Origin of the sequence: Exiguobacterium flavidum, from assembly GCF_003344535.1 — a bacterium.
Taxonomy (GTDB): domain Bacteria; phylum Bacillota; class Bacilli; order Exiguobacteriales; family Exiguobacteriaceae; genus Exiguobacterium_A; species Exiguobacterium_A flavidum.
In genome coordinates, this window is the sequence record NZ_QPKS01000001.1 from 320,344 (window position 1) to 343,547 (window position 23,204).

Annotated in this window: 19 protein-coding genes and 2 pseudogenes; 3 read left to right on the top strand and 18 right to left on the bottom strand. The window is 54.7% G+C overall.

What is annotated here, in order from left to right:
* Positions 1 to 9 precede the first annotated feature (9 nt).
* The 7 genes from DFG60_RS01595 to zapA all read right to left on the bottom strand — a co-directional run bounded on the left by DFG60_RS01595 (position 10) and on the right by zapA (position 8,197).
* Positions 10 to 1,683: a long-chain-fatty-acid--CoA ligase gene (locus tag DFG60_RS01595; protein ID WP_114569969.1), complete on the bottom strand. Its 1,674-nt coding sequence runs from the start codon at positions 1,681 to 1,683 to the stop codon at positions 10 to 12.
* A gap of 121 nt (positions 1,684 to 1,804) precedes the next feature.
* Positions 1,805 to 2,701: a YitT family protein gene (locus DFG60_RS01600; RefSeq protein ID WP_114569970.1), complete on the bottom strand. Its 897-nt coding sequence runs from the start codon at positions 2,699 to 2,701 to the stop codon at positions 1,805 to 1,807.
* Positions 2,702 to 2,878: 177 nt separating this feature from the next.
* Complete coding sequence (locus tag DFG60_RS01605; protein ID WP_114569971.1) at positions 2,879 to 3,286, bottom strand: DUF350 domain-containing protein; 408 nt, start codon at positions 3,284 to 3,286, stop codon at positions 2,879 to 2,881.
* A 7-nt stretch (positions 3,287 to 3,293) separates the two neighbouring features.
* Positions 3,294 to 5,651, bottom strand: a complete 2,358-nt coding sequence (locus DFG60_RS01610; RefSeq protein WP_114569972.1) for an endonuclease MutS2 — start codon at positions 5,649 to 5,651, stop codon at positions 3,294 to 3,296.
* Between the two features lie 2 nt (positions 5,652 to 5,653).
* A complete protein-coding gene (gene polX / locus DFG60_RS01615; RefSeq protein ID WP_114569973.1) occupies positions 5,654 to 7,366 on the bottom strand; it encodes a DNA polymerase/3'-5' exonuclease PolX in 1,713 nt (570 codons plus the stop codon).
* A gap of 43 nt (positions 7,367 to 7,409) precedes the next feature.
* Positions 7,410 to 7,958 carry a CvpA family protein gene (locus DFG60_RS01620; protein WP_114569974.1) on the bottom strand — a complete coding sequence of 183 codons (549 nt, stop codon included), beginning with the start codon at positions 7,956 to 7,958 and terminating at the stop codon, positions 7,410 to 7,412.
* Positions 7,959 to 7,960: 2 nt separating this feature from the next.
* On the bottom strand, positions 7,961 to 8,197 hold the full coding sequence (gene zapA / locus DFG60_RS01625) for a cell division protein ZapA (protein ID WP_114569975.1): 237 nt from the start codon (positions 8,195 to 8,197) through the stop codon (positions 7,961 to 7,963).
* Positions 8,198 to 8,312: 115 nt separating this feature from the next.
* On the opposite strand from zapA, the gene rnhC reads away from it, so the two are divergent.
* The gene (rnhC, locus tag DFG60_RS01630; protein ID WP_114569976.1) at positions 8,313 to 9,227 is read left to right on the top strand and encodes a ribonuclease HIII; all 915 of its coding nucleotides are present in this window, start codon (positions 8,313 to 8,315) and stop codon (positions 9,225 to 9,227) included.
* 131 nt (positions 9,228 to 9,358) lie between these two features.
* On the opposite strand, the gene DFG60_RS01635 is transcribed toward rnhC, so the two are convergent.
* From DFG60_RS01635 to infC, 9 genes are all read right to left on the bottom strand, one after another.
* Positions 9,359 to 10,816 (bottom strand): UDP-N-acetylmuramoyl-L-alanyl-D-glutamate--2,6-diaminopimelate ligase, encoded by a 1,458-nt coding sequence (locus DFG60_RS01635; RefSeq protein ID WP_114569977.1) that lies wholly within the window; start codon positions 10,814 to 10,816, stop codon positions 9,359 to 9,361.
* A gap of 355 nt (positions 10,817 to 11,171) precedes the next feature.
* Positions 11,172 to 13,568, bottom strand: a complete 2,397-nt coding sequence (gene pheT / locus DFG60_RS01640; protein ID WP_114569978.1) for a phenylalanine--tRNA ligase subunit beta — start codon at positions 13,566 to 13,568, stop codon at positions 11,172 to 11,174.
* 12 nt (positions 13,569 to 13,580) lie between these two features.
* On the bottom strand, positions 13,581 to 14,603 hold the full coding sequence (gene pheS / locus DFG60_RS01645) for a phenylalanine--tRNA ligase subunit alpha (protein WP_114569979.1): 1,023 nt from the start codon (positions 14,601 to 14,603) through the stop codon (positions 13,581 to 13,583).
* 306 nt (positions 14,604 to 14,909) lie between these two features.
* The gene (locus DFG60_RS01650; RefSeq protein WP_114569980.1) at positions 14,910 to 15,662 is read right to left on the bottom strand and encodes a TrmH family RNA methyltransferase; all 753 of its coding nucleotides are present in this window, start codon (positions 15,660 to 15,662) and stop codon (positions 14,910 to 14,912) included.
* Positions 15,663 to 15,667: 5 nt separating this feature from the next.
* On the bottom strand, positions 15,668 to 16,750 hold the full coding sequence (locus DFG60_RS01655) for a M42 family metallopeptidase (RefSeq protein WP_114569981.1): 1,083 nt from the start codon (positions 16,748 to 16,750) through the stop codon (positions 15,668 to 15,670).
* A gap of 13 nt (positions 16,751 to 16,763) precedes the next feature.
* The gene (locus DFG60_RS01660) at positions 16,764 to 17,246 is read right to left on the bottom strand and encodes a dUTP diphosphatase (protein WP_114569982.1); all 483 of its coding nucleotides are present in this window, start codon (positions 17,244 to 17,246) and stop codon (positions 16,764 to 16,766) included.
* Between the two features lie 125 nt (positions 17,247 to 17,371).
* Positions 17,372 to 17,731: a 50S ribosomal protein L20 gene (gene rplT / locus DFG60_RS01665; RefSeq protein ID WP_114569983.1), complete on the bottom strand. Its 360-nt coding sequence runs from the start codon at positions 17,729 to 17,731 to the stop codon at positions 17,372 to 17,374.
* 29 nt (positions 17,732 to 17,760) lie between these two features.
* The gene (gene rpmI, locus DFG60_RS01670) at positions 17,761 to 17,955 is read right to left on the bottom strand and encodes a 50S ribosomal protein L35 (protein ID WP_114569984.1); all 195 of its coding nucleotides are present in this window, start codon (positions 17,953 to 17,955) and stop codon (positions 17,761 to 17,763) included.
* A gap of 27 nt (positions 17,956 to 17,982) precedes the next feature.
* Positions 17,983 to 18,513, bottom strand: coding sequence for a translation initiation factor IF-3 (gene infC / locus DFG60_RS01675; protein ID WP_114569985.1), 531 nt, complete (start codon positions 18,511 to 18,513; stop codon positions 17,983 to 17,985).
* 458 nt (positions 18,514 to 18,971) lie between these two features.
* Here infC and tnpA point away from each other — a divergent pair.
* Positions 18,972 to 19,367, top strand: a pseudogene (gene tnpA / locus DFG60_RS01680) (IS200/IS605 family transposase).
* A gap of 5 nt (positions 19,368 to 19,372) precedes the next feature.
* Positions 19,373 to 19,582, top strand: a pseudogene (locus DFG60_RS01685) (helix-turn-helix domain-containing protein); the annotation flags it as partial.
* Positions 19,583 to 19,609: 27 nt separating this feature from the next.
* On the opposite strand, the gene DFG60_RS01690 reads toward DFG60_RS01685, so the two are convergent.
* Together DFG60_RS01690 and thrS are read right to left on the bottom strand one after the other, a co-directional pair.
* Positions 19,610 to 20,800: a glycoside hydrolase family protein gene (locus DFG60_RS01690; protein WP_232818580.1), complete on the bottom strand. Its 1,191-nt coding sequence runs from the start codon at positions 20,798 to 20,800 to the stop codon at positions 19,610 to 19,612.
* A gap of 189 nt (positions 20,801 to 20,989) precedes the next feature.
* Positions 20,990 to 22,930 (bottom strand): threonine--tRNA ligase, encoded by a 1,941-nt coding sequence (gene thrS / locus DFG60_RS01695; RefSeq protein ID WP_114569987.1) that lies wholly within the window; start codon positions 22,928 to 22,930, stop codon positions 20,990 to 20,992.
* Positions 22,931 to 23,204 lie beyond the last annotated feature (274 nt).

Genomic DNA, 23,204 nt, shown 5'->3' on the forward strand with positions numbered 1-23,204 from the left:
ACCCTGCTGTCAACTGCTTTCTTCCAAGAGTTTTGCCCGTTCCTCTTCGACCAGGACGCGGCGGAGAATCTTACCGACGAATGTCTTCGGCAGCTCGGCACGGAATTCATAACTTCTTGGCACTTTATACGAGGCGAGGCGCTCGCGGCAGAATACGTCGAGCTCATCCGTCGAGACGCTGGTCTCATCCTTCAACACGATGAACGCCTTGACGGTCTCTCCACGGTATGGATCCGGGACGCCGATGACGACCGCTTCCTTGACAGCCGGATGCTCGTACAGCACTTCCTCGACTTCACGCGGATAGATGTTGAAGCCGGAAGCGATGATCAAGTCCTTCTTCCGATCGACGATATGGAAGAACCCGTCCTCTCCCATGTAACCGAGATCTCCCGTGAACAACCAACCGTCGCGCAGGACGGCCGTCGTATCCTCAGGACGTTTCCAATAACCCTTCATCACTTGCGGACCTTTGACGGCGATCTCACCGATTTCGCCGACCTCTGCCTCCGTCTCCCCGTCGCCGAGGACGACCTTCGCATAAGTGTCCGGTACCGGGATACCGACCGAACCAGTCTCGCGCTTGTCCCAAATACAGTTCGTATGCGTCACGGGACTCGTCTCCGACAAACCGTATCCTTCGACGATCCGTCCGCCTGTGATCCGCTCGAACTTTTCCTGCACCTCGATCGGAAGCGGTGCTGACCCCGAAATACATGCCTCGATCGACGAAAGGTCGTACTTCTTAAGCTTCGGATGGTTCAGCAGACCGACATACATCGTCGGTGCGCCCGGGAACAGATGCGGCTTTTCCTTATCGATCGTCTTGAGAACCTGATCGATCTCGAACTTCGGCAGCATGATCTGCTCGTACGCATTGAACATGCCGAAGTTGAGGTTACACGTCATGCCGTAGACGTGGAAGTATGGGACGACAGCGAGCAGCTTGCGTCCGTCTCCGCGCGTGTATTTGTAGAACCACTCATCAATCTGCTGCACGTTCGCCGTCAGGTTGAAGTGCGTCAGCATGACACCTTTAGGAAGACCGGTCGTTCCGCCCGTATATTGGAGCACGGCGACGTCCTCTTTCGGGTCGACTGCTACCGCATCGGCCGGCTCCGTTCCTCTCAGCGAGAGGAACGGGACCGAACCTGTCGTATCGATGATGATGTTGTTGTCCTTGCGCGACTTGATCGGATAGAGCTTGTTCTTCGGGAAAGGCAGGTAGTCCGCGATACTCGTCGTGATGACCGTCGTAAGGCCTGCCGCCTTCCGGATCCGGCACGATTTCGGATAGAGGAGGTCGAGTGTGATCAGGCGAGTCGCGCCTGAATCGAGCAGAATCTGTTCGAGCTCGCGTTCCGTATAAAGAGGATTGATTTGGACGACCGTCCCGCCTGCATAGAGCACTGCGAAATAACTGATCATGTATTGCGGGCAGTTCGGGAGCATGATTCCGACTCGGTCCCCTTTTTCCACTCCTGCCTCACGCAAAATCGTCGAAAGACGCAGCGCATCCTGCTGTACTTCGAAGAACGTCATCCGCTTCCCTAAGAAGCTGAGCGCCCTGCCTTCAGGAAAATCACGTGCTGCTTCGTCGAGCATTTGATAGAGCGGAATCTCCCGATAGTCGATCGAATGGGGTACCGCCTCCGGATAATCTTGCAGCCAAACCGGCTTCATCCAAATCCCTCCTCCTAAAAAATGAATTACTATTCACTTTAATTATACGGGCAGTCACACCTGCAGGGCTAGTCCTGTTTTCAGAAAAAAAAGACAGCCTGCACGGCTGTCCTTTCTGAAGTCAGCGGGATGGATAGGTGAACCCTTCCCCGATGACCTCCCTGACTTTATGGATGACGACGAAGGCGCGAGGATCGGCCGCTTCGACGATCTGCTTGAGCGGTGCGAGCTGGCGCTTGTCGACGATGATGTAGAGCATGTTGTTCTGCTGCTTCGTGAAGTGTCCATGACTGTGGATGACCGTCGCACTCCGCCCGAGCGTCTCCGTCAGGACGGCTGCGATCTCGCTTTGCCGGTGGCTGATGATCGTCACGGCTTCCCTGACGTTCAAGCCTTCACTGACGAAATCGATCAACCATGATCCGATGAAGATGGCGATCAGCGTGTAGAGCATCGTCTCTTCTCCGAACAGGAGACCAGACGCCCCGACGACGGCGACGTCGATCAGGAACATCGAGACGGCGATGCTCAAGTGGAGGTATTTGTGCATCAGACGTGCCAGGATGACACCGCCCCCGGTTGTTCCGCCGACACGGATGACGAGCCCGATCCCGACGCCGATCAGGATACCGGCATAGACGGCACCGATCAGGCGGTTGTCGACCCCTGTCGCGAGCGGCTTCGTCACCGACAGGACGAACGACGTGACACCGACGGAGATGACCGAATAGATCATCGTCCGTCTGCTGAGGAAGCGATAACCGATCACGAACAGGAGCATGTTCGCGATCAGCGAGACGAGTCCCATGTCCCATTCGAACAGATAGTAGAGGATGACGGTAACCCCGATCAGTCCTCCTTCCGACAAGTCGTTCGGGATCGTGAAGTAGTTGATGCCGAAGGCGAGGATGAAGGATCCGACGACGATCCAGAGGATATCCTTGAACGAAATCAACTGGAGCGCCTCGAAGGCTCTCCGCCGTATTTCGTTCCGTGTCTCGATTTTTCTTTCGTTCATTTTCATTCTCCTTTCCGCTGTGCCAAATAAAAATTCCGCACTGAATCGTTCTCAGTACGGAATGATCACAGGCCGCGCCTGTTCTTTTGTCAGTTGAAGATCACCCAGAGGACGCCGACGACCAAAAAGAGCGTCGAGACGATGAACATGATCTTTGCGAGCCGTTCTAACATTGCTTCACCCCACTAGCGCCGAACCGATGACGAAAGACATGCCGATCGAGAGCGCGCAGGAGATGATGCCGACTGCGATGTTCCCTCTCTCGATTTCCTTATCGACGGGCAGGTTCGGTGTCAAAAACTCAAAAATCCAATAGGTCGAAATCAGCAAGAAGAACCCGAACGCGCTCTCGAGGAAAATCGAGATGACATGCTCCTCACCCCGGACGGTGAAGTGGACGATGTTCGCGAGTCCGATGATCTTGCCTCCGGTCGCAAGCGCGACCGCGATGTTGCCGTTCCTTATATGTTCCCAGTTCTTGTACCGTGTTGTCAACTCAAAGAGCGCGAGCCCGAGGATGATCAACAGACCGGCCACGGAATAGAGGGCTGTCGTGTAGACGTAGACGTTGTCGAAGATGTTCATGAATACCTCACTTCAGCTCGACGACCGTCACGCCGAGTCCGCCTTCGCCCATGCCGCCCGGACGCTGCGATTTGACGTTGCGGTGTCCGCGCAAGTATTCCTGGACGCCTTGGCGCATCGCACCAGTCCCCATGCCGTGGATGATGCGCAGCTGGTCGTAGTTCGAGAGCAGCGCCTGGTCCATGAAGCGTTCGAGCTTCGACAGCCCTTCCTCGACCCGCACGCCGCGCAGGTCGAGCTCTGCCGACGGCGTCGACTGCTTCGTCAGCGATGAACCGCGCGTCGGTTTCGGTACCTTCTTCGGCTGACCGACCTTGACGAGGTCGGATGCCTTGACGTTCACTTTCATGATGCCGACCTGGACCGTATACTCACCGTTCGATGCCTGATTGACGATATAGCCTTTTTGGTTGAAAGTCGTCACCTTGACTTCCTCGCCCTTCGCGAACGTCTCTTCCTTCGCGAACTTCGATTTCACCTTGGCGATTTTCTTGTCTTGTAGCGTCGGTTTCGCCGATTCAAGCTGTTTTCGCGCATCGATCAGTTCGTGTTCCTTGACGATTCCCTCGTCACGCAACTGTTTCAGACGTTTGATGACAGCATCTGCTTCTTTCTGTGCCCGTTCGACGGCACGCGCAGCCCGTTCTTCTGCCTTAGCAAGAATCTCGTTGCGTTCCGCTTCGAGCACTTCACGTTCCGAATCGAACGCTTCCCTCTCCTGCTCGAGTTCGAGACGCTCCACTTTCAACTTCTCCTCGAGGTGTTCTGCCCGTTGTTTCGCTTCCTCGAGCTGCGCGATCATCGTCTCGACCGACTTCGCATCGGTCCCGATCTGTCCGCGTGCCGCTTCGATGACGAGGTCGGATAATCCGAGACGCTTCGAGATCTCGAAGGCATTCGAACGGCCCGGCACACCGATCAGCAGACGATACGTCGGACTGAGCGACTCGACGTCGAACTCCATCGACGCATTGACGACGCCTTCCCGGTTGTAGCCGTATGCTTTCAACTCGGAGTAATGGGTCGTCGCCGCTACACGTGCCCCGCGCCGCTTCACTTCATCGAGGATGGCGATCGCGAGAGCGGCACCTTCCGTCGGGTCGGTACCGGCTCCGAGCTCATCGAACAGGACAAGACTCATGAAGTCGATCTTCTCCATCATCGAGACGATGTTCGTCATATGCGAGCTGAACGTAGACAGGTTCTGCTCGATCGACTGCTCGTCACCGATATCGGCATAGATCGCGTCAAAGACACCGAGTTCCGTCTCGTCTGCGGCAGGGACATAGAGCCCCGATTGCGCCATCAGCTGAAGCAGGCCGATCGTCTTGAGCGTCACCGTCTTACCACCGGTGTTCGGACCGGTGATGACGAGAGAGGTGAACTCTCCGCCAAGCGAGACCGTGATCGGTACGACTGCCTCGTCCGGGATGAATGGATGGCGCGCTTCCTTCAGGATGATTCGGCGCTCATCGTTGAGGAGAGGTGCGACGGCACGAAGGGCATGTCCGTAGAGTGCCTTCGCCATGATGAAATCGAGCTCTGCGAGTGCGTCGAGATTCGCTCGCAGTGCTTCACCGACCGAACCGACGATGGCCGACAGCTCTGCGAGAATCCGCTCGATCTCAGCCCGCTCTTTCAGACGGGCCTCCTGAATCTCGTTGTTCGTCGTCACGACCGCCTGCGGCTCGATGAAGAGCGTCGCGCCGGACGCCGACTGATCATGGACGATCCCGCCGAACGCTTGCCGGTATTCCTGCTTGACCGGAACGCAGTAGCGGTCGTTCCGGATCGTGACGATCGCGTCCGACAGCATCTTCGAATTGCTGCGGAGGACACCGTCAAGCTTCGAGCGTACGCCTCCTTCGAGTGAACGGAGTTGCGTCCGCAATCCGCGGAGTTTATCGCTCGCGGAATCCTGGACCGTTCCTTGATCGTCGATCGCATGGCGGATCGACTGTTCGACCTCGACGAGTTTCGTGATCAGCGCGATCCGTTCGTCGAGTTCCGGGAGATGCAGATCCTGGTGGTCCTCATGGAGCCGTTCCTGGAACGCCTTCACCTGGCGTCCCGAATAGACGACATCCGCGATGGCGAGCAATTCGCTCGTCGAGAGGACCGAACCGATCTCAGCCCGCTTCACCTCGCTGCGCACATCCGTCAGCCCGCCGAACGGGTAGCGGTCACGCAAGCGATAGACCGTCGTAGCCTCCGTCGTCAGAGCGAGAAGCTCTGTCACTTCCTCATATGATTCGGACGGTTGCATCTTGTGCACGAGTCCGGCACCGAGCGAGCTCGCCGTGTGCCGAGCGAGAGTTTGTTTCAATTTATCGTATTCCAATACGCGTAAAGCGTTCGCATTCAAAATTAATTGCCCCCTTGACGTTTCCGGTCAAAGAAAGCCCGCGCCTCCTCTGCCGTCCACGTGTTGATCACATCACTTGGCTCCAAATACGCTTTACGGGCGTGAAGGACTCCAAGTTTCATGTCTTCTAGCATATCAGGACGGTGTGCATCCGTGTTGATCATGAGCTTGACCCCTGCCGCCTTCGCCTTTGCGAGCGTCGACGCGGTCAAATCGAATCGCGCCGGATTCGCATTGAGCTCAAGAGCCGTCCCGGTCTCTTGCGCAAGCTCGATCAGCTGATCGACGTCGACCGCATATCCGTCCCTCCGGCCGATCAGCCGCCCTGTCGGATGAGCGATCAGGGAGACGTATTGGTTGCGGCAAGCATTCGCGAAGCGATACATGATCTCTTCCGTCGTCTGGTCGAACTTCGAGTGGATCGAAGCGATGACGAAATCCATCTCGGCGAGGAATTCATCCTCGTAATCGAGAGACCCGTCAGGCAGGATGTCCATCTCTACCCCGCAAAGAATCATCATGTCGGGATGCTGTGTGCGCGCTGCCTCGATTTCTTCCCGTTGCGAACGCAGGCGTTCGACCGTCAGGCCGTTGACGAACTTCATGTATTGACTGTGGTCCGTGATCGCCATCCACTCGTATCCGCGGCTTTCGCAGGCATCGACGAGTTCATCGACCGACAGGGTGCCGTCCGACCATTTCGTATGCATATGCGCATCCGCCTTGATGTCTTCGAACGTGATCAGACGGCTCAAGTCCTCTTCGAATTCCCGGTGACCGGCCCGAAGCTCTGGCGAGATGTAAGGAAGACCGTATCGTTCGAACAGTTCTTCTTCCGTCTCAGGCTGCCATAGACCGTCCTTCGTCTCGACACCGTATTCCGAGATGCTTTCGCCACGCTCCTTCGCAAGCTGGCGCATCCGGACATTGTGTTCCTTCGATCCCGTGAAATGGTGGAGCGTCGACGCGAATGCCGCGTCCTCGACCAGACGGAAATCGACCGGGATGTACTCTTCCCGTTTGAGGACGAGTGATATCTTCGTATCGCCCGCTGCGACGACCTCGTCGATCAGTTCGATCGCGAGGAGCGCCTGCTTGACCTGTTCCGGCTCGTTCGTCGAGATGATGAAGTCGAGGTCCTTGCACGTCTCTTCCGCGCGCCGGAAACTCCCGCCGACCTCAAAACGGATGATGTCCGGCAGGTCCTGCAAGTATCGTAAGATTTCAGCGACAGTTTTTCGCATGACGCCATAGGGCAGCCGTTCCGGTCGTGTCTGGAAGGATTCGAGCGCCTTCGCATACTTCTCGACCGTCTTCTTCCCGAAGCCCGGCATCTCCTCGACCGTACCGTCGGCAAGTTTTTCTGCGAACGTCCCTGCGTCGACGACGCCGACCGCATGGAGCTTCGCGAGTTTCTTCCCGCCAAGCCCTGGTATTTTAAGAAGCGCGATGAGTCCTTCCGGAACCTCCGACTCGAGCTCGGTCATCGCCGTGCTCGTCCCGGTCGAGCGGAATTCCTCAAGGACGGTCGCCGTCCCTTTTCCGATTCCCTTGAGCGTAGTGAAGTCCTCGATTTGATCGAACGCTTCTCCTGCATTCTCAAGGATTGCCGCCGCCTTACGGAAAGCATTGATTTTGAACGGATTTTCACCCTTCACCTCAAGATAGACCGAGATGCGTTCTAAATGACGAATTGCCTCCTGTGTCGTTCTCATCGGATATCTCCCCTCAAAAAAAGCTCCCACGCCTGGGAGCCGATTAGTTTGTCAAACCTACTTTTTCCATCAGCCAGTCCGCGAGCAGCGGTGTGTTCGTGACGATGTAGTTCGCGAGCCCTGAGTCCGCAAGCGCGTCCTGAACCGATTGGACCGGAACGAAAGCAGCAAGGAACAGCAGGAAGAATACGAAGATGTACATCTCGATGAACCCGAGCACTCCTCCGAGCAGCCCCTTCAGCTGCTTCAGGATCGGCGCATTCGTCAGGAAATCGAACATCGATAGGATGATCGAAAGGACGATTTTCGTGACGAAGAACAGGACGATGAACCAGAATACCTTATAGAAGATATCATCGAGGCTTCCGGCCTGCGTGACATCGAACATCTTCAGGTCGATACCTGCATCGTCGAGCGTCGACGGATATGGAATCCAAAGCTTGAACTTCTCTGCAAGATCGTCGTAGAACGTGATCGCCACGAGGAATGCGATGATCAGACTGAGGAGATGCCCCGCCTGCAGGATGAATCCGCGGCGTACCCCCGTCATGACTCCGAGCGCAAGCAGCAGAAGGATTATGAAAGTCACCATCTTTACGCGTCACCCAAATTCTTTTTTATTTTTAAATAGTCACTCCCGATGTTAAGCGCAGCTAACACGGCGATCTGCCGGACGTCGAGTTGCGGTGCCTGGTCCCGGATTTCACGGATTTTCGTGTCCACGAGGAGACCTACTTCACGAACGTGTTCGGGCGACTCCGTTCCGACGATCGTATAGTCGCTTCCTGCGATATGGATCGTCGTTCGGTTCAGTGCTTCTGAATCAGCCATTTTTTCTCCTCCCCAACCTTTGCTTCCTTCATATAGTACCATCAATTCTGAAATAGGAAAAGAAGTCCACTGAATGCTGATCAGGTGGTATGCTAGTTCCGAAAGGATGAGATGCATGGCCACAGTCGTACTTCAATTACCAACAGCCGTCCAAGATGAAATCATGACGGCGTATGCCACGGGCAAAGTAAACTCCCCGCCCCATGCGCGTTTCCAGGCGAAAGTGCCCGGTTGCGTCGTTACTGTCTATAATTCCGGAAAAGTGATGTTCCAGGGAAATGCCGCAGAGTCCGAAGCAGCGAAGTATGGGACTGCCCTTCCTAAAAAAACGAGTACACCGTCAGGGTCACTCCCTGAAGGCTTCGCGAATTGGTCCGTAGTCGGCAGCGACGAGGTCGGAAAAGGCGATTTCTTCGGTCCGCTCGTCGTCGTCGCGGCCTATGTGCCGAAAGAGAAAATCGCACTCGTCCGGGAGCTCGGCGTGCGGGACTCGAAGGCTCTGAATGATACCGAGATTCGTAAAATCGCCCGCGACCTGCATTCCGTCATTCCGTATGAATTCAAGATTCTCGATAACCCTCGCTATAACGAGATGCAAAGAACGATGACCCAAGGGAAGATGACGGCCATCCTCCACAACGCGGCACTCGGAGGACTGCTCGAGCGGCTCGAGGATAAGCCCGACGCGATCCTGATCGATCAGTTCGCGGAGCGTTCCGTCTATTTGAAACATATATCCGGTGAGACACGCCAAGTCAAAGACCTGCTCCATTTCTCGACGAAGGCAGAAGGTTTGCATGTCGCAGTCGCCGCCGCATCGATCATCGCCCGGGCCATCTTCCTGAAAGAGATGGACAAGCTGAGCAGCGAAGCGGGCATCACGATTCCAAAAGGAGCTGGCAGACAAGTGGACGAAGCGGCAGCGAAACTGATTCGCCGAATCGGCGAAGAGCAGTTGGCCCGTTATACGAAGCGCCATTTCGCGAACACGAAGAAAGCAGTCGGAATCGCTTCAAAGATCAAACGATGACGTACATGAATCAAAAGTCGAAAATTCGCCCTTCTCTTTTAACAGAGGTTCGGCGAATTTCCGACTTTTTTCTGTCTGCAGTTGAACACTTCAGCACCTTGAGAAAAGCTACGTTCCTATCATCATCCGAATCAGACGGCAGGCTCCTGTCCGCGCAGACGGTGCAGTTCATTCAAGATGATCTCCGCCTCATTGAACGGGATCGTCTCCTGCCCGATTCGTTGTACGCGTTCGTGCCCTTTCCCGATCACGACCACCCGGCGTCCGGCAAGCGCATATTGTGCCGCATGATGCAAAGCATCGGTCCGGTCCGGATAGGACGACGTCTTGACGCCTTCCGGAATCCCTTGGATCAGGTCATCGATCACCTGGTTCGGATCCTCCGACCTTGCGTCGTGGACAGTGACGATGACCTCCTTGCAATACGCTCCTGCGATCCGTCCCATCTCGGCACGCTTCGTCCGGTCACGGTCTCCTGCGGCGCTGAGGACGACGACGAGCTCCATGTCATCCGAATCAAGCGCCTTCAGACACTTATCGAGACCGTCCGGCGTATGGGCGTAGTCGATATAGATCTCGCATTGCTCGAAGTCTACCCGTTCGAGCCGCCCGGTCGGAAGTGTCAGTTTCGGGATGTTTTCGAGCAGCTGCTCGAACGTCAACTCCCCCGTCGAAGCGAGCGCACTCGCTGCCGCGATGTTAGCGGCGTTGAAGTCACCGAGGAAATGGACCTTTGCTTGCCCGGTCTTACCATCCTTGCGTACAGTCACTCCATCCCCGTCCCACGTCACGACGCAATCCGCTTTCGATGAACCGGACGTCCCGTACCATACGACGCGGGTCCGAGGAGCCTCGCGGCGCATCACCTCACTCGCCTCAGCGTCCTCGTTCAAGACGATAGCCTCTCCGCTCGTCAACTCGACTTGCCTAAAGAGCAGTGCCTTCGCATCCGCATATTCCTCCATCGTCGCATGATAATCGAGATGGTCATGCGTCAGGTTCGTGAATGCTGCAGCATAGAAGGAGATTCCTTCGACACGCCCTTCGATCAGCGCATGGGATGAGACCTCGAGGACGCAGTCCGTGACACCTGCTTCGACCATATCTGCGAGTATGCGTTGAAGGACGACCGCTTCAGGCGTCGTGTTCGGTGTGTCGAGCTCTCTCGACGCATATACCGCCCCCGTCGTACTGACCATGCCGCTGACTCGTCCGGCAAGGCGGAACAAATCATAAGTCATCTTCGTCGTCGTCGTCTTCCCGTTCGTTCCCGTCACGCCGTAAACTCGCATGCGGCGGCTCGGATGATCATAGAAGATACTCGCGAGGCGACCGATTTCCTGTTTCGTACTGACAAGGACGATGTTCGGGACAGTGAGGTGCGGCAACGGTATCTCGGACAGGACCGCGACTGCGCCACGCTCGACCGCGTCCTCCGCAAAGAGGTGCCCGTCCACCGTATAACCGCGGATGCATACGAAGACGTCACCTTCCGTCACCCGCCTCGAATCCGTCTCTATCCCTGTCACCCATGGATTTCCTGTCACATCGTGCCCTGGCAAGAGGGTTGCTAATCGTTTGCGCCTCATGGTGTCATCTTCCCTTCCGTCTCTCGGTCTGTCTCGTTATCTGAACGCTGTTCATGAATCAGCGCCACATTATCCTATCCATCCTATTCGAGGTCTGCTCGTTGATTTCCTTTACGGCTACTGTCTATCAAACACTGTATAGGAAAAAGTCCGCTCTTCCGAAAATTACCCTCTATTTGAATCGCTGTAACGTCTTTGATGTATTTCTAACATTTTTACTCTCCTGCATATTATATATGCCACATGTTTTTCAGGAGACAGACGGCTATCCACCTATTCGAGATAACAGGAAAAGGACGAAAGGCAGATGCTTTCGTCCTGATAGTAGCGGATGTTTCTGAAAAGCAAAGGCCGATCAACCGCGAAGTTCAGCGTCGAAGCGAGCGACGAGCGCGTCGGTGACCGCCGTATGGGCAGCCGTCACTTCCTCGTCGACGAGCGTACGCTCTGCGTCCTGATAACGGAGCGAGAAGGCGAACGATTTCTTGTCCGCTGCGACATTTTCACCTGTATAGACATCGAACAACTCGACATGCTTCAGAAGCGGGCCTGCCGCCTGACGAATCTCCTGCTCGACGTCGCTTGCCGGAACGTCACGTCCGAGGACGATCGCGAGGTCGCGGCTCGTCGATGGGAAACGGTTGATTCCTTCATACAGAACGGTCGCATCACTCGAGAAGGCAGATGCCTCAAGCTCGAAGACGTAGACTTCCTTCAGGCCATACTGCTCCTTCGAGAGGACCGGATGGACTTGACCGACGAAGCCGATCACCTTGCCATCCTTCAAGACGTTCGCTGTCCGTCCCGGGTGCATCGAGCGACGTACCGCCGCCTCGAACGTAAGAGACGAACCGGTCGCGCGAGCGAGCGTCTCGACGATTCCCTTCGCGACGAAGAAGTCCGTTTTGATGAGGACGCCTTGTGAGCGATGCTGCTCCTGAAGTCCCGTCATGACGCCTGCGATATGCTCCTGTTCGAGCGGGAGCTCCTCGAAGGAAGCATCCCGTTGCAGATAGACGCTTCCGAGTTCATAGAACGCGAGATCCGCATGCTGGCGGGCGATGTTGTGCTGTGCCACTTCCAAAAGACCTGGGATGATCGACGTCCGGAGCGTCGAACGCGCCTCACTGATCGGCATCGCGAGCTTGACCGCATGCAGGTCCTGTTGTTCGTTGAACTGCATCGCCCGCTCTTCGCTCGTCAACGAATACGTGATCGCTTGCGAGAGTCCAGCTCCTTGAAGGGTGCGGCGTACGAGACGGCGCTGTATGTTGCGCTTCGGCAGATAACCGCGGCTCGCTTCGGCTGGAAGGCGCGACTCGAGCGCATCATAGCCATACAGTCGTGCGACTTCTTCCGACAGATCCGCCGGAATCGTCAAGTCCCCGCGACGCGAAGGGATGCTCACTGTCAACGCATCGCCCGACAGTTCGACACCAAGCCCGAGGCGCTCAAGCAATTCGCGCATCAGCTCGCCCGGCAACTCCATCCCGAGGCGGTGATTGATATAAGAAACGCTCGCCTCGATCAGACGATCTTCCGTATTCAGTGAACCTGCCTGTGCGACCCCTGCGAGTACGCGTCCTCCTGCAAGTTCTGCGATCATACCGGCAGCACGGTCGAGCGCGAGAAGGACGCGGTTCGGATCGACGCCTTTCTCGAAGCGTGCGCTCGAGTCCGAACGGAGACCGAGCACGCGGCTCGTCTTACGGACGGAAGCCGGTGCGAAGTAGGCCGACTCGAGGATGATCGAAGTCGTCGCTTGATCGACTTCCGTGTTCGCGCCGCCCATGACGCCGGCAAGCGCGACCGGACGTACGCCGTCCGTGATGACGAGCATCGACGGGTCAAGTGTCCGTTCGACTTCGTCGAGCGTGACGAAACGCTCACCTTCCGCCGCTTGACGGACGACGATCTTTTCACCGAGTTTCGCGGCATCGAACGAATGGAGCGGTTGTCCAGTTTCGAGCAGGACGAAGTTCGTCACATCGACGACGTTGTTGATCGGGCGGATGCCGTTCGCAATCAGTCGGTTCTTCAGCCAAGCCGGCGATTCGCCGATCGTCACGCCCGTGATTTCACGCGCCGCGTAGAACGGACATTCCTCTGACTCGAGGCTGACTGAGACGTTCGTCTTCTCGCCTTCTTCGTTGACGCTCACCGGGGAGAATGACGGTTTCGTCTGCAGGATCGCCGCCACCTCATGCGCGACGCCATACATGCTGAGGCAGTCGGAACGGTTCGGCGTCAATCCGAGTTCAAGCACCTCGTCGTGCAGCCCGAGCAGCTCGAGGACGTCCTGCCCAGGAGTGACCGGTTCACGGAACGTGTGGATGCCGTCCTGTTCGTCTTCGCGGATGTACTTCTTCTCAAATCCAAGTTCTTCAAGTGAGCAGATCATCCCTTCCGAGACGACGCCGCGCAGTTTTGCCCGTTTGATCTTGATGCCCGGCAGGCGTGCGCCGACCCGAGCGACGATGACGTGCTGTCCCGCATCGACGTTCGGCGCGCCGCAGACGATTTGGACCGGCTCTTCTTCACCGATGTCTACCGTCGTCACGTTCAACTTGTCCGCTTCCGGATGCTTCTCCTTCGACAGGACGTGCCCGACGACGATGTTTTTCAACTCGACGTCACGTACGTCGACACCCTCTACCTCGATCCCGTTCTTCGTGATCAGATCCGCCAACTCTTCACCGGACAGCTTGCTGACGTCGACGAACTCATTCAACCATTTTTTTGAGACTAACATCCAGATTCCCCCTTAAAACTGTTCGCTGAAGCGAACGTCATTCGTATAGAAATGGCGAATATCATCTACGCCGTGTTTGAGCATCGCAATCCGTTCGATTCCCATCCCGAAGGCGAAACCGGACATGACCGTGCTGTCATATCCTGCCATCTCGAGGACGTGCGGGTGAACCATGCCGCCGCCGAGAATCTCGATCCAACCTGTCTGTTTACAGATGTTGCAGCCTTTACCACCGCACTTGAAGCATGAGACGTCGACTTCGACAGACGGCTCTGTGAACGGGAAGAAGCTTGGACGGAGGCGGATCTCACGTGCCTCACCGAACATGCGCTTGACGAACGCCTCGAGCGTCCCCTTCAGGTCTGCCATCGAGATCTCCTCACCGACGACGAGCCCTTCGACCTGCATGAACTGGTGAGAGTGCGTCGCGTCGTCCTCGTCCCGACGATAGACCTTCCCCGGACAGATGACGCGGATCGGCGCACCTTTCGCAGCGAGCATCGTCCGCGCCTGGACAGGTGACGTATGCGTACGCATCAGGATCTCATCCGTGATGTAGAACGAATCCTGCATGTCGCGTGCCGGATGATCTTTTGGCAAGTTGAGCATCTCGAAGTTGAACAAATCCTGTTCGACTTCCGGACCTTCTGCGATCGTATAACCGAGTCCGACGAAGATATCCTCCATCTCATCGGTCACTTGCTGGAGCAAGTGCGGACGTCCGACGCGCTTGATGCGTCCCGGAAGTGTCACATCGATCGTCTCAGACGCGAGCTTCGCAGCCATTTCCTCTTCCTTGACCTGTTCAAGACGGGCTTCGAGGCGTTCCTGGATCGCTCCGCGGACGCTGTTCGCGATCTCACCGACGACAGGACGTTCCTCCGCCGACAGCTTGCCCATCCCACGTAATACTTCCGTGATTGGCCCCTTCTTCCCCAAATACTTGATGCGAACATCATTCAATTCCTTCTGCGTCGTCGCCTGTTCGACGAGTCCGATCGCTTCTTGCTGCAATGTCTCCAATTGCTCGCGCATATCTACACTTCCTTTTCCGTAGAAATTAAAAAAAGTCCCTCCGGCAAATGCCGAAGGGACGAATTCATCGTGGTACCACCCTGTTTCGATCCTCTCACATGGAAAGAATCCTCTAGAGCGCGATATCGGGCGCTGCCCGTTGCGATCTCTCGCAAGACTCCGGAGTGAATTCAGCGAACAAATCCATGGATGAGCTTTCAGTCTGCGGCTCGTCCTCCCTGATTGGATCTTTCTATCGCCTACTCTGTTCCTTCAACGTCACATGATATCCATTTGTTCCACTTTAGCACGAAGGTTGCCCTTCCATCAATCCGCTGGCGCAAAATGATAGAGGAGAATTCCTGCTGCGACAGCCGCATTGAGCGACTCCGCTTTCCCGCGAATCGGGATATAGGCCTTGGCGTCACAGTGGTCAAGCAATTCGGCCGCTACTCCTTGGGCCTCATTTCCGATCAGCAAGCCGACCGGTCCCGCAGCTTCGATGCCTGTATAAAGTTCAGCACCTTCGAGCGCAGTCCCGATGACCTTCACACCTTCTTCGTGAAGTGCTTGGATCGCTTCCGTCAACTCCATCTGAATGATCGGCAGGTGGAAGACCGAACCTTGCGTCGAACGCAACACTTTGCTGTTGAAGACGTCAACCGTTCCTTGACCGATGATGACACCGGCGAATCCGGCGGCATCCGCCGTCCGGATCATCGTTCCGACGTTGCCCGGATCCTGGATGCGATCAAGCAGAAGGTAGGAACCTCTACTGATCGCGGCATCCGATTTCATCTGACAGACAGCGAAGATTCCTTGAGCCGTCTCTGTTTCAGACAACGCTTCCGCGACCGATTCAGTCACTTCGATCACATCGATTTCGTCCGCCTTCCATGCGTGCGGAATCTCGTAACCTTCCCGGACGATTAGCTCCCGGGTTGCGCCCGCGCGGAGTGCTTCTTCGACGAGGTGTTCACCCTCGACGAGGAAACGTCCAGTTTGCATCCGGCCCTTCTTCGTCAACAGCTTCTTCCACTGCTTAACGATTTCGTTCTTTGCTGAAGAAATTTTCTTCATTCTGATTACCCCTCGTAAATCTTTTGGACAGTCTGAGCATCAAGGCGTTTCGTCACGGCGACGACGAGGTCGACTGCCGCTTCGAAGTCCGCTTTGTGCATGATCGAGACGTTCGTGTGCAAGTAACGGATCGGTACGGTCAGGGCAAGTGAAGGCACCCCGTGATTCGACAAGTGGAAGCTCGCCGCGTCCGTGCCGCCGCCTGGCGTCAGGTCCAATTGATATTTGATGTTTTCTTCGTCAGCGACTTTCGTCACGAAATCGATCAAACCGCGATGAGCGATCATTCGCGCGTCGAACATGATCACCTGCACACCCTCACCGAGCTTCGAGAGCGCTTCGCGATCCGTCATCCCAGGCGTGTCGCCAGGGATTCCCGTATCGACGGCGAATGCGATCGTAGGTTTCAACATGTTGGCAGAGGTCTGCGCTCCGCGGACTCCGACTTCTTCCTGGACGGTCGCCCCGGATAGGATCGTGTTCGGGTGTCCGTCCGCTTTCAGGCGTTTGAGCGCCTCGATCGCGATTGCACAGCCGACCCGGTTGTCCCAGGCTTTTGCCATCAGGAAGTTCTCATTTTTCATCACAGTAAATTCGCAATGTGGAACGACCGTGTCGCCGGGACGAATGCCCCAAGACACGACCTCCTCCTTCGAGGATGCACCGATATCGACGAACATATCTTTGATATCGACCGGTTTATTGCGCGCTTCCGGTGGTAAAACATGAGGCGGTTTCGCCCCGATGACACCAGGAATGACTTCACCAGATGAAGTGACGATGTTCATACGCTGGGCGAGGAGAACTTGACCCCACCAGCCTCCAAGCGGTTGGAAACGGAGAAAGCCTTTGTCGTCGATCTTCGTCACCATGAAGCCGACTTCGTCGAGATGGCCTGCGATCATGACGCGCGGTGCATCTTCTCCGGCACCTTGATGCTCCGCGAACAAGCTTCCGAGCCCGTCCTGGTGGAAACGGTCGGCATGCGGCGCAAGATATTCGCGCATGATGTCCCGCACTTCCTTCTCATTCCCCGGAACACCGGTCGCATCCGTCAAGCGTTTCAGCATATGTAATTGTTCATTCATCTGATTTTCCTCCTCAGTAACCGCTGTCTTGGCGAACGTGGTTCGCTTCATTCTTCGATACGTATGCTTCGAAAATCATTTCTTGTGTGAAACCAAGTGTTGCCCCAAGAGCAAGAAAAGCTCCCATCAATGTTTCATAGCTCTGTTCTGTACGCGAGATCGCGAAGACGTTCGTCTTATTATAGACGTCAAGGAAACCATCCGTCGCCGTCAAGTAAGCGTCACCCTCGTCGAACGAAGAGCGCTCGAGATTGAGTGCCAGTCCTAGAGAAAGCAGGAAATGTACACCGTCGACGTATTCCTCAAGAATCGTCTCTTGCGGTGCCGGTCCTTTGCGCGACCAGAACTTGAAACAACGGGTCTCGTTCGCAAGCTCTCCCAGTTCAACCAGAAGGGCGAGCAGACGATCATCGAACTGATTGCCGTTCAAGCCGTGTTCAGCCTGTATTCGTTTGTCGAGCTGGTCTTGCATTTCGAAAAGTGTTACCCAGTCCATCCGTAATTCTCCTTTGTTCATCAAAAATGTGCACGAGACGCGTCGAACGCACCGTTCTTCACTATTTCATTTTACCACAAAACAAAAAACGCCGGAGAATCAGATTCCCCGGCGATTCATTGAACTTAAGCGTTCAATTTTCCTTTTGCTGTGTCAGCGAGTGAAGCGAATGCAGCTGCATCCGTTACTGCGAGATCAGCGAGCATCTTGCGGTTCACGTCGATACCAGCAAGCTTGAGGCCGTGCATCATGCGGCTGTAAGAAAGACCGTTGATACGTGCAGCCGCATTGATCCGAGTGATCCAGAGGCGACGGAAGTCACGTTTCTTTTGACGACGGTCACGGTAAGCGTACATGAGCGATTTCATGACTTGCTGTTTCGCTACCTTGAAGAGTGTATGTTTCGAGCCGTAGTAGCCCTTAGCTAATTTGAGTTGTTTTTTACGACGTTGACGAGTCGTATATCCGCCTTTTACGCGTGGCATATTAATTCCCTCCTAAATCTGTGCGCGAATTACTTCGCGATCATGTTACGGATGCGTTTGAAGTCACCCGATGTTACGATTGCAGCTTTACGCAAGTGGCGTTTAGCTTTTGTTGATTTGTTACCGAACAAGTGGCTCGTGTAAGCACGGCCGCGTTTCAATTTACCTGTACCAGTACGTTTGAAACGTTTTGAAGCACCGCGGTGCGATTTCATTTTAGGCATGAGAGATTCCCTCCTACTTCGTTTCGATTAGTCTTCTTTCTTAGGAGCAAGCACTAGGAACATGCTGCGTCCTTCCATCTTCGGTCTCTGTTCAATCGTGCTGTACGGCTCGAGTTCTGCCGCAAGACGGTCGAGTACACGTTTCCCGATTTCCGAGTGTGTGATTGCGCGTCCGCGGAAACGGATGCTTGCTTTCACTTTGTTGCCTTTTTCAAGGAACTTCTGAGCATTCCGGAGTTTCGTCTGGAAGTCATTGTCCTCGATAGTCGGGCTCAGACGGACTTCTTTCATCTGAATCACTTTCTGATTCTTCCGAGTTTCCTTGTCCTTCTTCTGCAACTCGAAACGGTATTTACCGTAGTCCATGATCTTACAAACCGGCGGAGTCGCTTGTGGCGCGACCATGACGAGGTCAAGCTCAGCTTCTTCCGCGAGGCGAAGCGCCTCGTTGCGTGATTGGACTCCAAGTTGTGCACCATCCGCACCGATTAGACGAACTTCACGGGCGCGAATGCTTTCGTTGATTAACAGATCTTTGCTAATGGTTAGCACCTCCATCGTGCAGAGCACGAAAAATGAATGAGTAAAAAACGCTATAAAAAAAGCGTCGGCAGTTTTTCCCGCCCACACTCATAAAGCACACGAATCCCACAAAAAAGTGTATCCTCGTGTTGCATCATGATTGACCAGTACGGCATTCCATACATGGTGAGAAGCGGGATGCTTCTGCTTGATTGTCATTTCACTTTGCTATCATAGCACTTACAAGACCGAAGTGTCAAGCCGCTTTCATAGAACGTTGCTCACACACTTGATAATAATAGCAATCACCTTACCGCTTGGCAAGAAGTTTCTTGAAGTTCTCCATTTTTAACTAAACTAGGCGAGAATTCTCCCATCTCTAAACGCCCAGGACGAAGTCCAGTGTAGGAGGGAGAATTCTCGCCCATCTCGAAAAAAAGAACTAACGTTCGGTATAATCAGTTTAACGAATAAACGTACTGGTAATCAGTGAAATGGATATGAACAAACATTCCGTCTCCCTTCTGAATTCCTACCTTGTTCTAGTGGTCAAATACAGAAGAAAGGTGATCAACGACACCATCTCAGAGTTCGCGAGACAGACGTGGGAACGAAACGGTAAATCTTACCACGTCACAGTCGTCGAGTGAAATCATGACGGCGACCCCATCCATGTGTGGTTCAAAGACTAACCGAACACAGAGATGTCAAAGTTCTTGAACGCCTACAAGAGCGCGAGCAGCCGACTGATCAAGCGGGATTTTCCGCACGTCAGGAAACAACTGTGGAACGAGATGTTCTGGTCTCGAAGTTCCTGCCTCGTGACGACCGGTGGTGCGACGCTCGACGCCATCAAACGATACATCGAGAGACAACAAGGAGAGGAGTGATCGTCTTGCTGAAGGCGTACAAATTTCGACTGTACCCGACGAAATCGCAACGCGACTATTTCCTGAAGACGTTCGGTTGTGTGCGCTTCGTCTACAACATGATGCTCGAAGAACGGATCCGTCTGTACGAAGAATCGAAACTAAACCCTGACGCGAAGCAGAAACTCCCGATCCCTGCAAAATACAAACCCGAGTTCCCCTTCTTGAAGGAAGTCGGTGGATACTTCTCTCTGGAATTACTGTCAAGGAATGAAATTGAATCGTTCGGACGTCTCGGTCGAGTAGACGTTCAGCTTCGAGAACAGGACGATTTGATTGATCGCCGTTCCGTTTACGGTGTTTTTCCGCAGCGCAAGCTTCTCGGCATCGGTCATCTTGTTGTAGACGGGACGAAATCCATATAACTGGATCGGCTGGAACTGCATAGCCCGGTCTGCAAGCTCGATGCGATTCCTCTGGATGACCGGGTTCGAGACGCCGCGTCCAAGAATGGCAATCGCCTTTTTGTCCGCCTTCCTGACATTTTTGATGACATTATCCGTCACGGTCGGTTTCGTCCAGTTCGTCATCCAAATCGCATGATCCTTCGTCCCATCGATCGTGTTTCCGATGATTTTGATTGATTGGTGCGGTCTGCCCTCCGAATACTGGTGCGTTCCGATTGCCGCATTGACGTTCTTGAACAGGTTGTTCCGAATCAGTACATTGACGTTCGGTGTACGGTCCTGCTTCGACCATTTCCAAGGAAATCCTTTCGTCACCGGATCCGGAGTATCGAGATTGATCACCTCGTTCGGTCCTGTGTTCGGAACTGCTGTTGCGTTAATGAACTTCATGTTCTCGATCACAGCATTGCGGGAAGCGTCCAGTTCAATCGAATGGGACCCCAATTGGTTTTTGACTGTGATGCCGCTGATTTTCAAATTATCCGTATGGGCCACCGCAAAAGCAGAAGCACGCGTCACCTTATTCAGATCGATCGTCGCATTTCCTTTTCCGATGATCTTCACATTTTTCGAACCATTGTATCCTCCGACCGTCTTGCCGCCATGGACGACCGAAGGGGGAGCAAGTTCAATCACACTCGTCGTCGGTGTGGCCGGTCCCCCCGTGTCCATCGACTTCTTCAAAACGACCCCGTCTTCGAGAACGATCGTCGTGTTCGAAGGAATTGCCATTCGCATCGGAAGTATGTATGTCCCTTTCGAGAGTGTCAAAGTTCCGCCGCCATCCGCCTCGAGCTTTTCAAGATATGATCTTAACATATAGTGCTGCTTCGTCTTTCCATTATACGTCGACCACTTTTTCATCGCCGCATCCCGCGGCTCCGTTGCGGGCGAGACCCGATATGCAGTGGCTGTTTCCGCCGGCTTCACGGATGTCAGGACTACCGTCATCGCAAGCAATCCTACAATCAAACCTTTTCTATTCATCATAACCCCTCCTTATTTCTTCATCGGCAAATCGGGAGGATTATTCCACCAACTATCAACATTCTCTCGATTATTTTTAATTATGTTTACATTAAATCAAATACTGATTGACGCGGAATGCTAAATCAAAAAAGGAGCATAAAAAAGTGCCGGTCTCTATCAGACCGGCACCACTTGGGAAAACTCAATTCACTTCGATCGGTTCGCGATCTCTTCCTTCAGGTCGCTCAAGAACTGTTCGAGCGAGGCGTTCGAAGAATCCTTAGCGCCGTAACGGCGGATGTTGACTTCCCGGCCTTCGACTTCCTTGTCACCGAGGACGAGCATGATCGGGACCTTGTTGACCTGTGCTTCACGGATTTTGTATCCGAGCTTCTCGTCCCGGAAATCCGTCTCGACACGGACGCCGAGCTTAAGGAGCGCCGCTTTGATTTCACGGGCATAGTCCTCATGGACACCTGAGACCGGGATCAGTTTCACCTGGACAGGTGCGAGCCATGTCGGGAAGGCCCCTTTGTATTCCTCAATCAGGTAAGCGACGAAACGTTCCATCGTCGAGACGACGCCGCGGTGCAGGACGACCGGTCGATGATCTTGACCGTCGGATCCCTTGTACGTCAATTCGAAGCGCTCAGGCAGGAGGAAGTCGAGCTGAACCGTCGAGAGCGTCTCATCCTTGCCGAGTGCTGTCCGGACCTGTACGTCGAGCTTCGGTCCGTAGAAGGCTGCTTCGCCTTCTGCCTCGAAGTAGTCGAGTCCTAGTTCGTCCATCGTCTCTTTGAGTTCACGCTGCGCCATCTCCCAGATCGCATCGTTGTCGAAGTACTTCTCCTTGTCGGCAGGATCACGGTACGACAGGCGGAACTTGTAGTCCGTGATGCCGAAGTCGGCATAGACTTCCTGGATCAAGTGGACGATCGCCTTGAACTCGTCCTTCATCTGATCAGGGCGGACGAACGTGTGACCGTCGTTGAGCACCATGTAGCGCACGCGCTGGAGACCAGTCAATGCACCAGACATCTCGTAGCGGTGCATACCGCCGAGCTCTGCTACACGAAGCGGCAGGTCACGGTATGACCGCGGCTCGTTTTTGTAGATCATCATGTGGTGCGGGCAGTTCATCGGACGGAGGACGAGCTCTTCGTTGTCCATCTCCATTTTCGGGAACATGTCGTCCTGATAGTGATCCCAGTGTCCTGAAGTCTTATACAGCTCCACTGAACCGAGTACCGGCGTGTAGACGTGCTCATAGCCGAGCTCGAGCTCCTTGTCGACGATATAGCGTTCGACAGTACGGCGGATCGATGCGCCTTTCGGGAGCCACATCGGAAGACCTTGGCCGACTTCTTGCGACGTAAAGAACAAGCCGAGTTCTTTTCCGAGCTTACGGTGGTCGCGTTCCTTCGCCTCCTCGAGCAGGCGGAGGTGTTCCTTCAACTGATCCTTGTTCGCGAAGGCCGTCCCATAGATGCGCTGCAGCATCTTGTTGTCCGAGTCACCGCGCCAGTAGGCACCGGCGATGCTCATCAGCTTGAAGACCGTCAACTTCGATGTCGCCGGCACGTGCGGTCCGCGGCACAGGTCGAAGAACTCGCCTTGGCGATAGATCGTCAGCTGCTGATCCGCAGGGATGTCCTCGATCAATTCGATTTTGAGCGGGTCGTCGAGTTCCTTGTAGATGGCGAGCGCCTCGTCGCGTGAGACGACTTCGCGCTCGATCGGCAGGTTCTCGCCAGAGATCTTGTTCATCATCTTCTCGATTTCCGGCAGGTCCTCTTCCGTCAGGCGGCGCTCCATGTCGATGTCATAGTAGAAACCGTTCTCGATGACCGGACCGATTCCGAGATGAATCACCTCGTCCGGATAGAGACGCTTGAGCGCCTGGGCCATCAAGTGGGCAGACGAATGGCGGATGAGCGCGATTCCGTCTTCTGAGTCAGGCATGACGAGCTCGATTTTTCCGTCCTCTTCGATCGGGCGGCGGTAGTCGATGACTTCACCGTTCAGTTTGGCAGCGAACGCCTTCTTGCGTAGTCCCGGGCTGATCGATGCGGCTACCTCTTCAGCCGTCGTACCGGCCGCGAATTCCTTGACGGCGCCATCCGGAAAAGTTAATGCGATGTTTGACATGATACGTTCCCCCTTTTTCAATAAAAAAAGACCCATCCCTATGAAAGGGACGAGTCTTCATTCTCGTGGTACCACCCTCGTTCCCGATGCGCCTGGCGCAAACGGCTCGAACACGCTGTAACGGGCGTGACTCCGCGGATGGATTGGCCCCATCCGTGCTATGAGGGAGTAACTCGGCGAACCGTCACCTGAGAAGCTCACACCGTCCTTCTCTCGCTTTAGGTCGTTTTCGCGAATCGTATCCTCAATCTCTGCATCTGTCAGATTGACTTAC

What these genes read in the sequence shown, in the direction of transcription:
- rpmI (WP_114569984.1), bottom strand. Translation starts at nt 17,955, where the DNA reads ATGCCTAAAATGAAATCGCACCGCGGTGCTTCAAAACGTTTCAAACGT.
- pheT (WP_114569978.1), bottom strand. Translation starts at nt 13,568, where the DNA reads ATGTTAGTCTCAAAAAAATGGTTGAATGAGTTCGTCGACGTCAGCAAG.
- DFG60_RS01635 (WP_114569977.1), bottom strand. Translation starts at nt 10,816, where the DNA reads ATGAGGCGCAAACGATTAGCAACCCTCTTGCCAGGGCACGATGTGACA.
- DFG60_RS01595 (WP_114569969.1), bottom strand. Translation starts at nt 1,683, where the DNA reads ATGAAGCCGGTTTGGCTGCAAGATTATCCGGAGGCGGTACCCCATTCG.
- thrS (WP_114569987.1), bottom strand. Translation starts at nt 22,930, where the DNA reads ATGTCAAACATCGCATTAACTTTTCCGGATGGCGCCGTCAAGGAATTC.
- infC (WP_114569985.1), bottom strand. Translation starts at nt 18,513, where the DNA reads ATGGAGGTGCTAACCATTAGCAAAGATCTGTTAATCAACGAAAGCATT.
- polX (WP_114569973.1), bottom strand. Translation starts at nt 7,366, where the DNA reads ATGAGAACGACACAGGAGGCAATTCGTCATTTAGAACGCATCTCGGTC.
- DFG60_RS01690 (WP_232818580.1), bottom strand. Translation starts at nt 20,800, where the DNA reads ATGAATAGAAAAGGTTTGATTGTAGGATTGCTTGCGATGACGGTAGTC.
- DFG60_RS01605 (WP_114569971.1), bottom strand. Translation starts at nt 3,286, where the DNA reads ATGAACATCTTCGACAACGTCTACGTCTACACGACAGCCCTCTATTCC.
- DFG60_RS01600 (WP_114569970.1), bottom strand. Translation starts at nt 2,701, where the DNA reads ATGAACGAAAGAAAAATCGAGACACGGAACGAAATACGGCGGAGAGCC.
- pheS (WP_114569979.1), bottom strand. Translation starts at nt 14,603, where the DNA reads ATGCGCGAGCAATTGGAGACATTGCAGCAAGAAGCGATCGGACTCGTC.
- DFG60_RS01655 (WP_114569981.1), bottom strand. Translation starts at nt 16,750, where the DNA reads ATGAATGAACAATTACATATGCTGAAACGCTTGACGGATGCGACCGGT.
- rnhC (WP_114569976.1), top strand. Translation starts at nt 8,313, where the DNA reads ATGGCCACAGTCGTACTTCAATTACCAACAGCCGTCCAAGATGAAATC.
- rplT (WP_114569983.1), bottom strand. Translation starts at nt 17,731, where the DNA reads ATGCCACGCGTAAAAGGCGGATATACGACTCGTCAACGTCGTAAAAAA.
- DFG60_RS01650 (WP_114569980.1), bottom strand. Translation starts at nt 15,662, where the DNA reads ATGAAGAAAATTTCTTCAGCAAAGAACGAAATCGTTAAGCAGTGGAAG.
- DFG60_RS01620 (WP_114569974.1), bottom strand. Translation starts at nt 7,958, where the DNA reads ATGGTGACTTTCATAATCCTTCTGCTGCTTGCGCTCGGAGTCATGACG.
- DFG60_RS01660 (WP_114569982.1), bottom strand. Translation starts at nt 17,246, where the DNA reads ATGGACTGGGTAACACTTTTCGAAATGCAAGACCAGCTCGACAAACGA.
- zapA (WP_114569975.1), bottom strand. Translation starts at nt 8,197, where the DNA reads ATGGCTGATTCAGAAGCACTGAACCGAACGACGATCCATATCGCAGGA.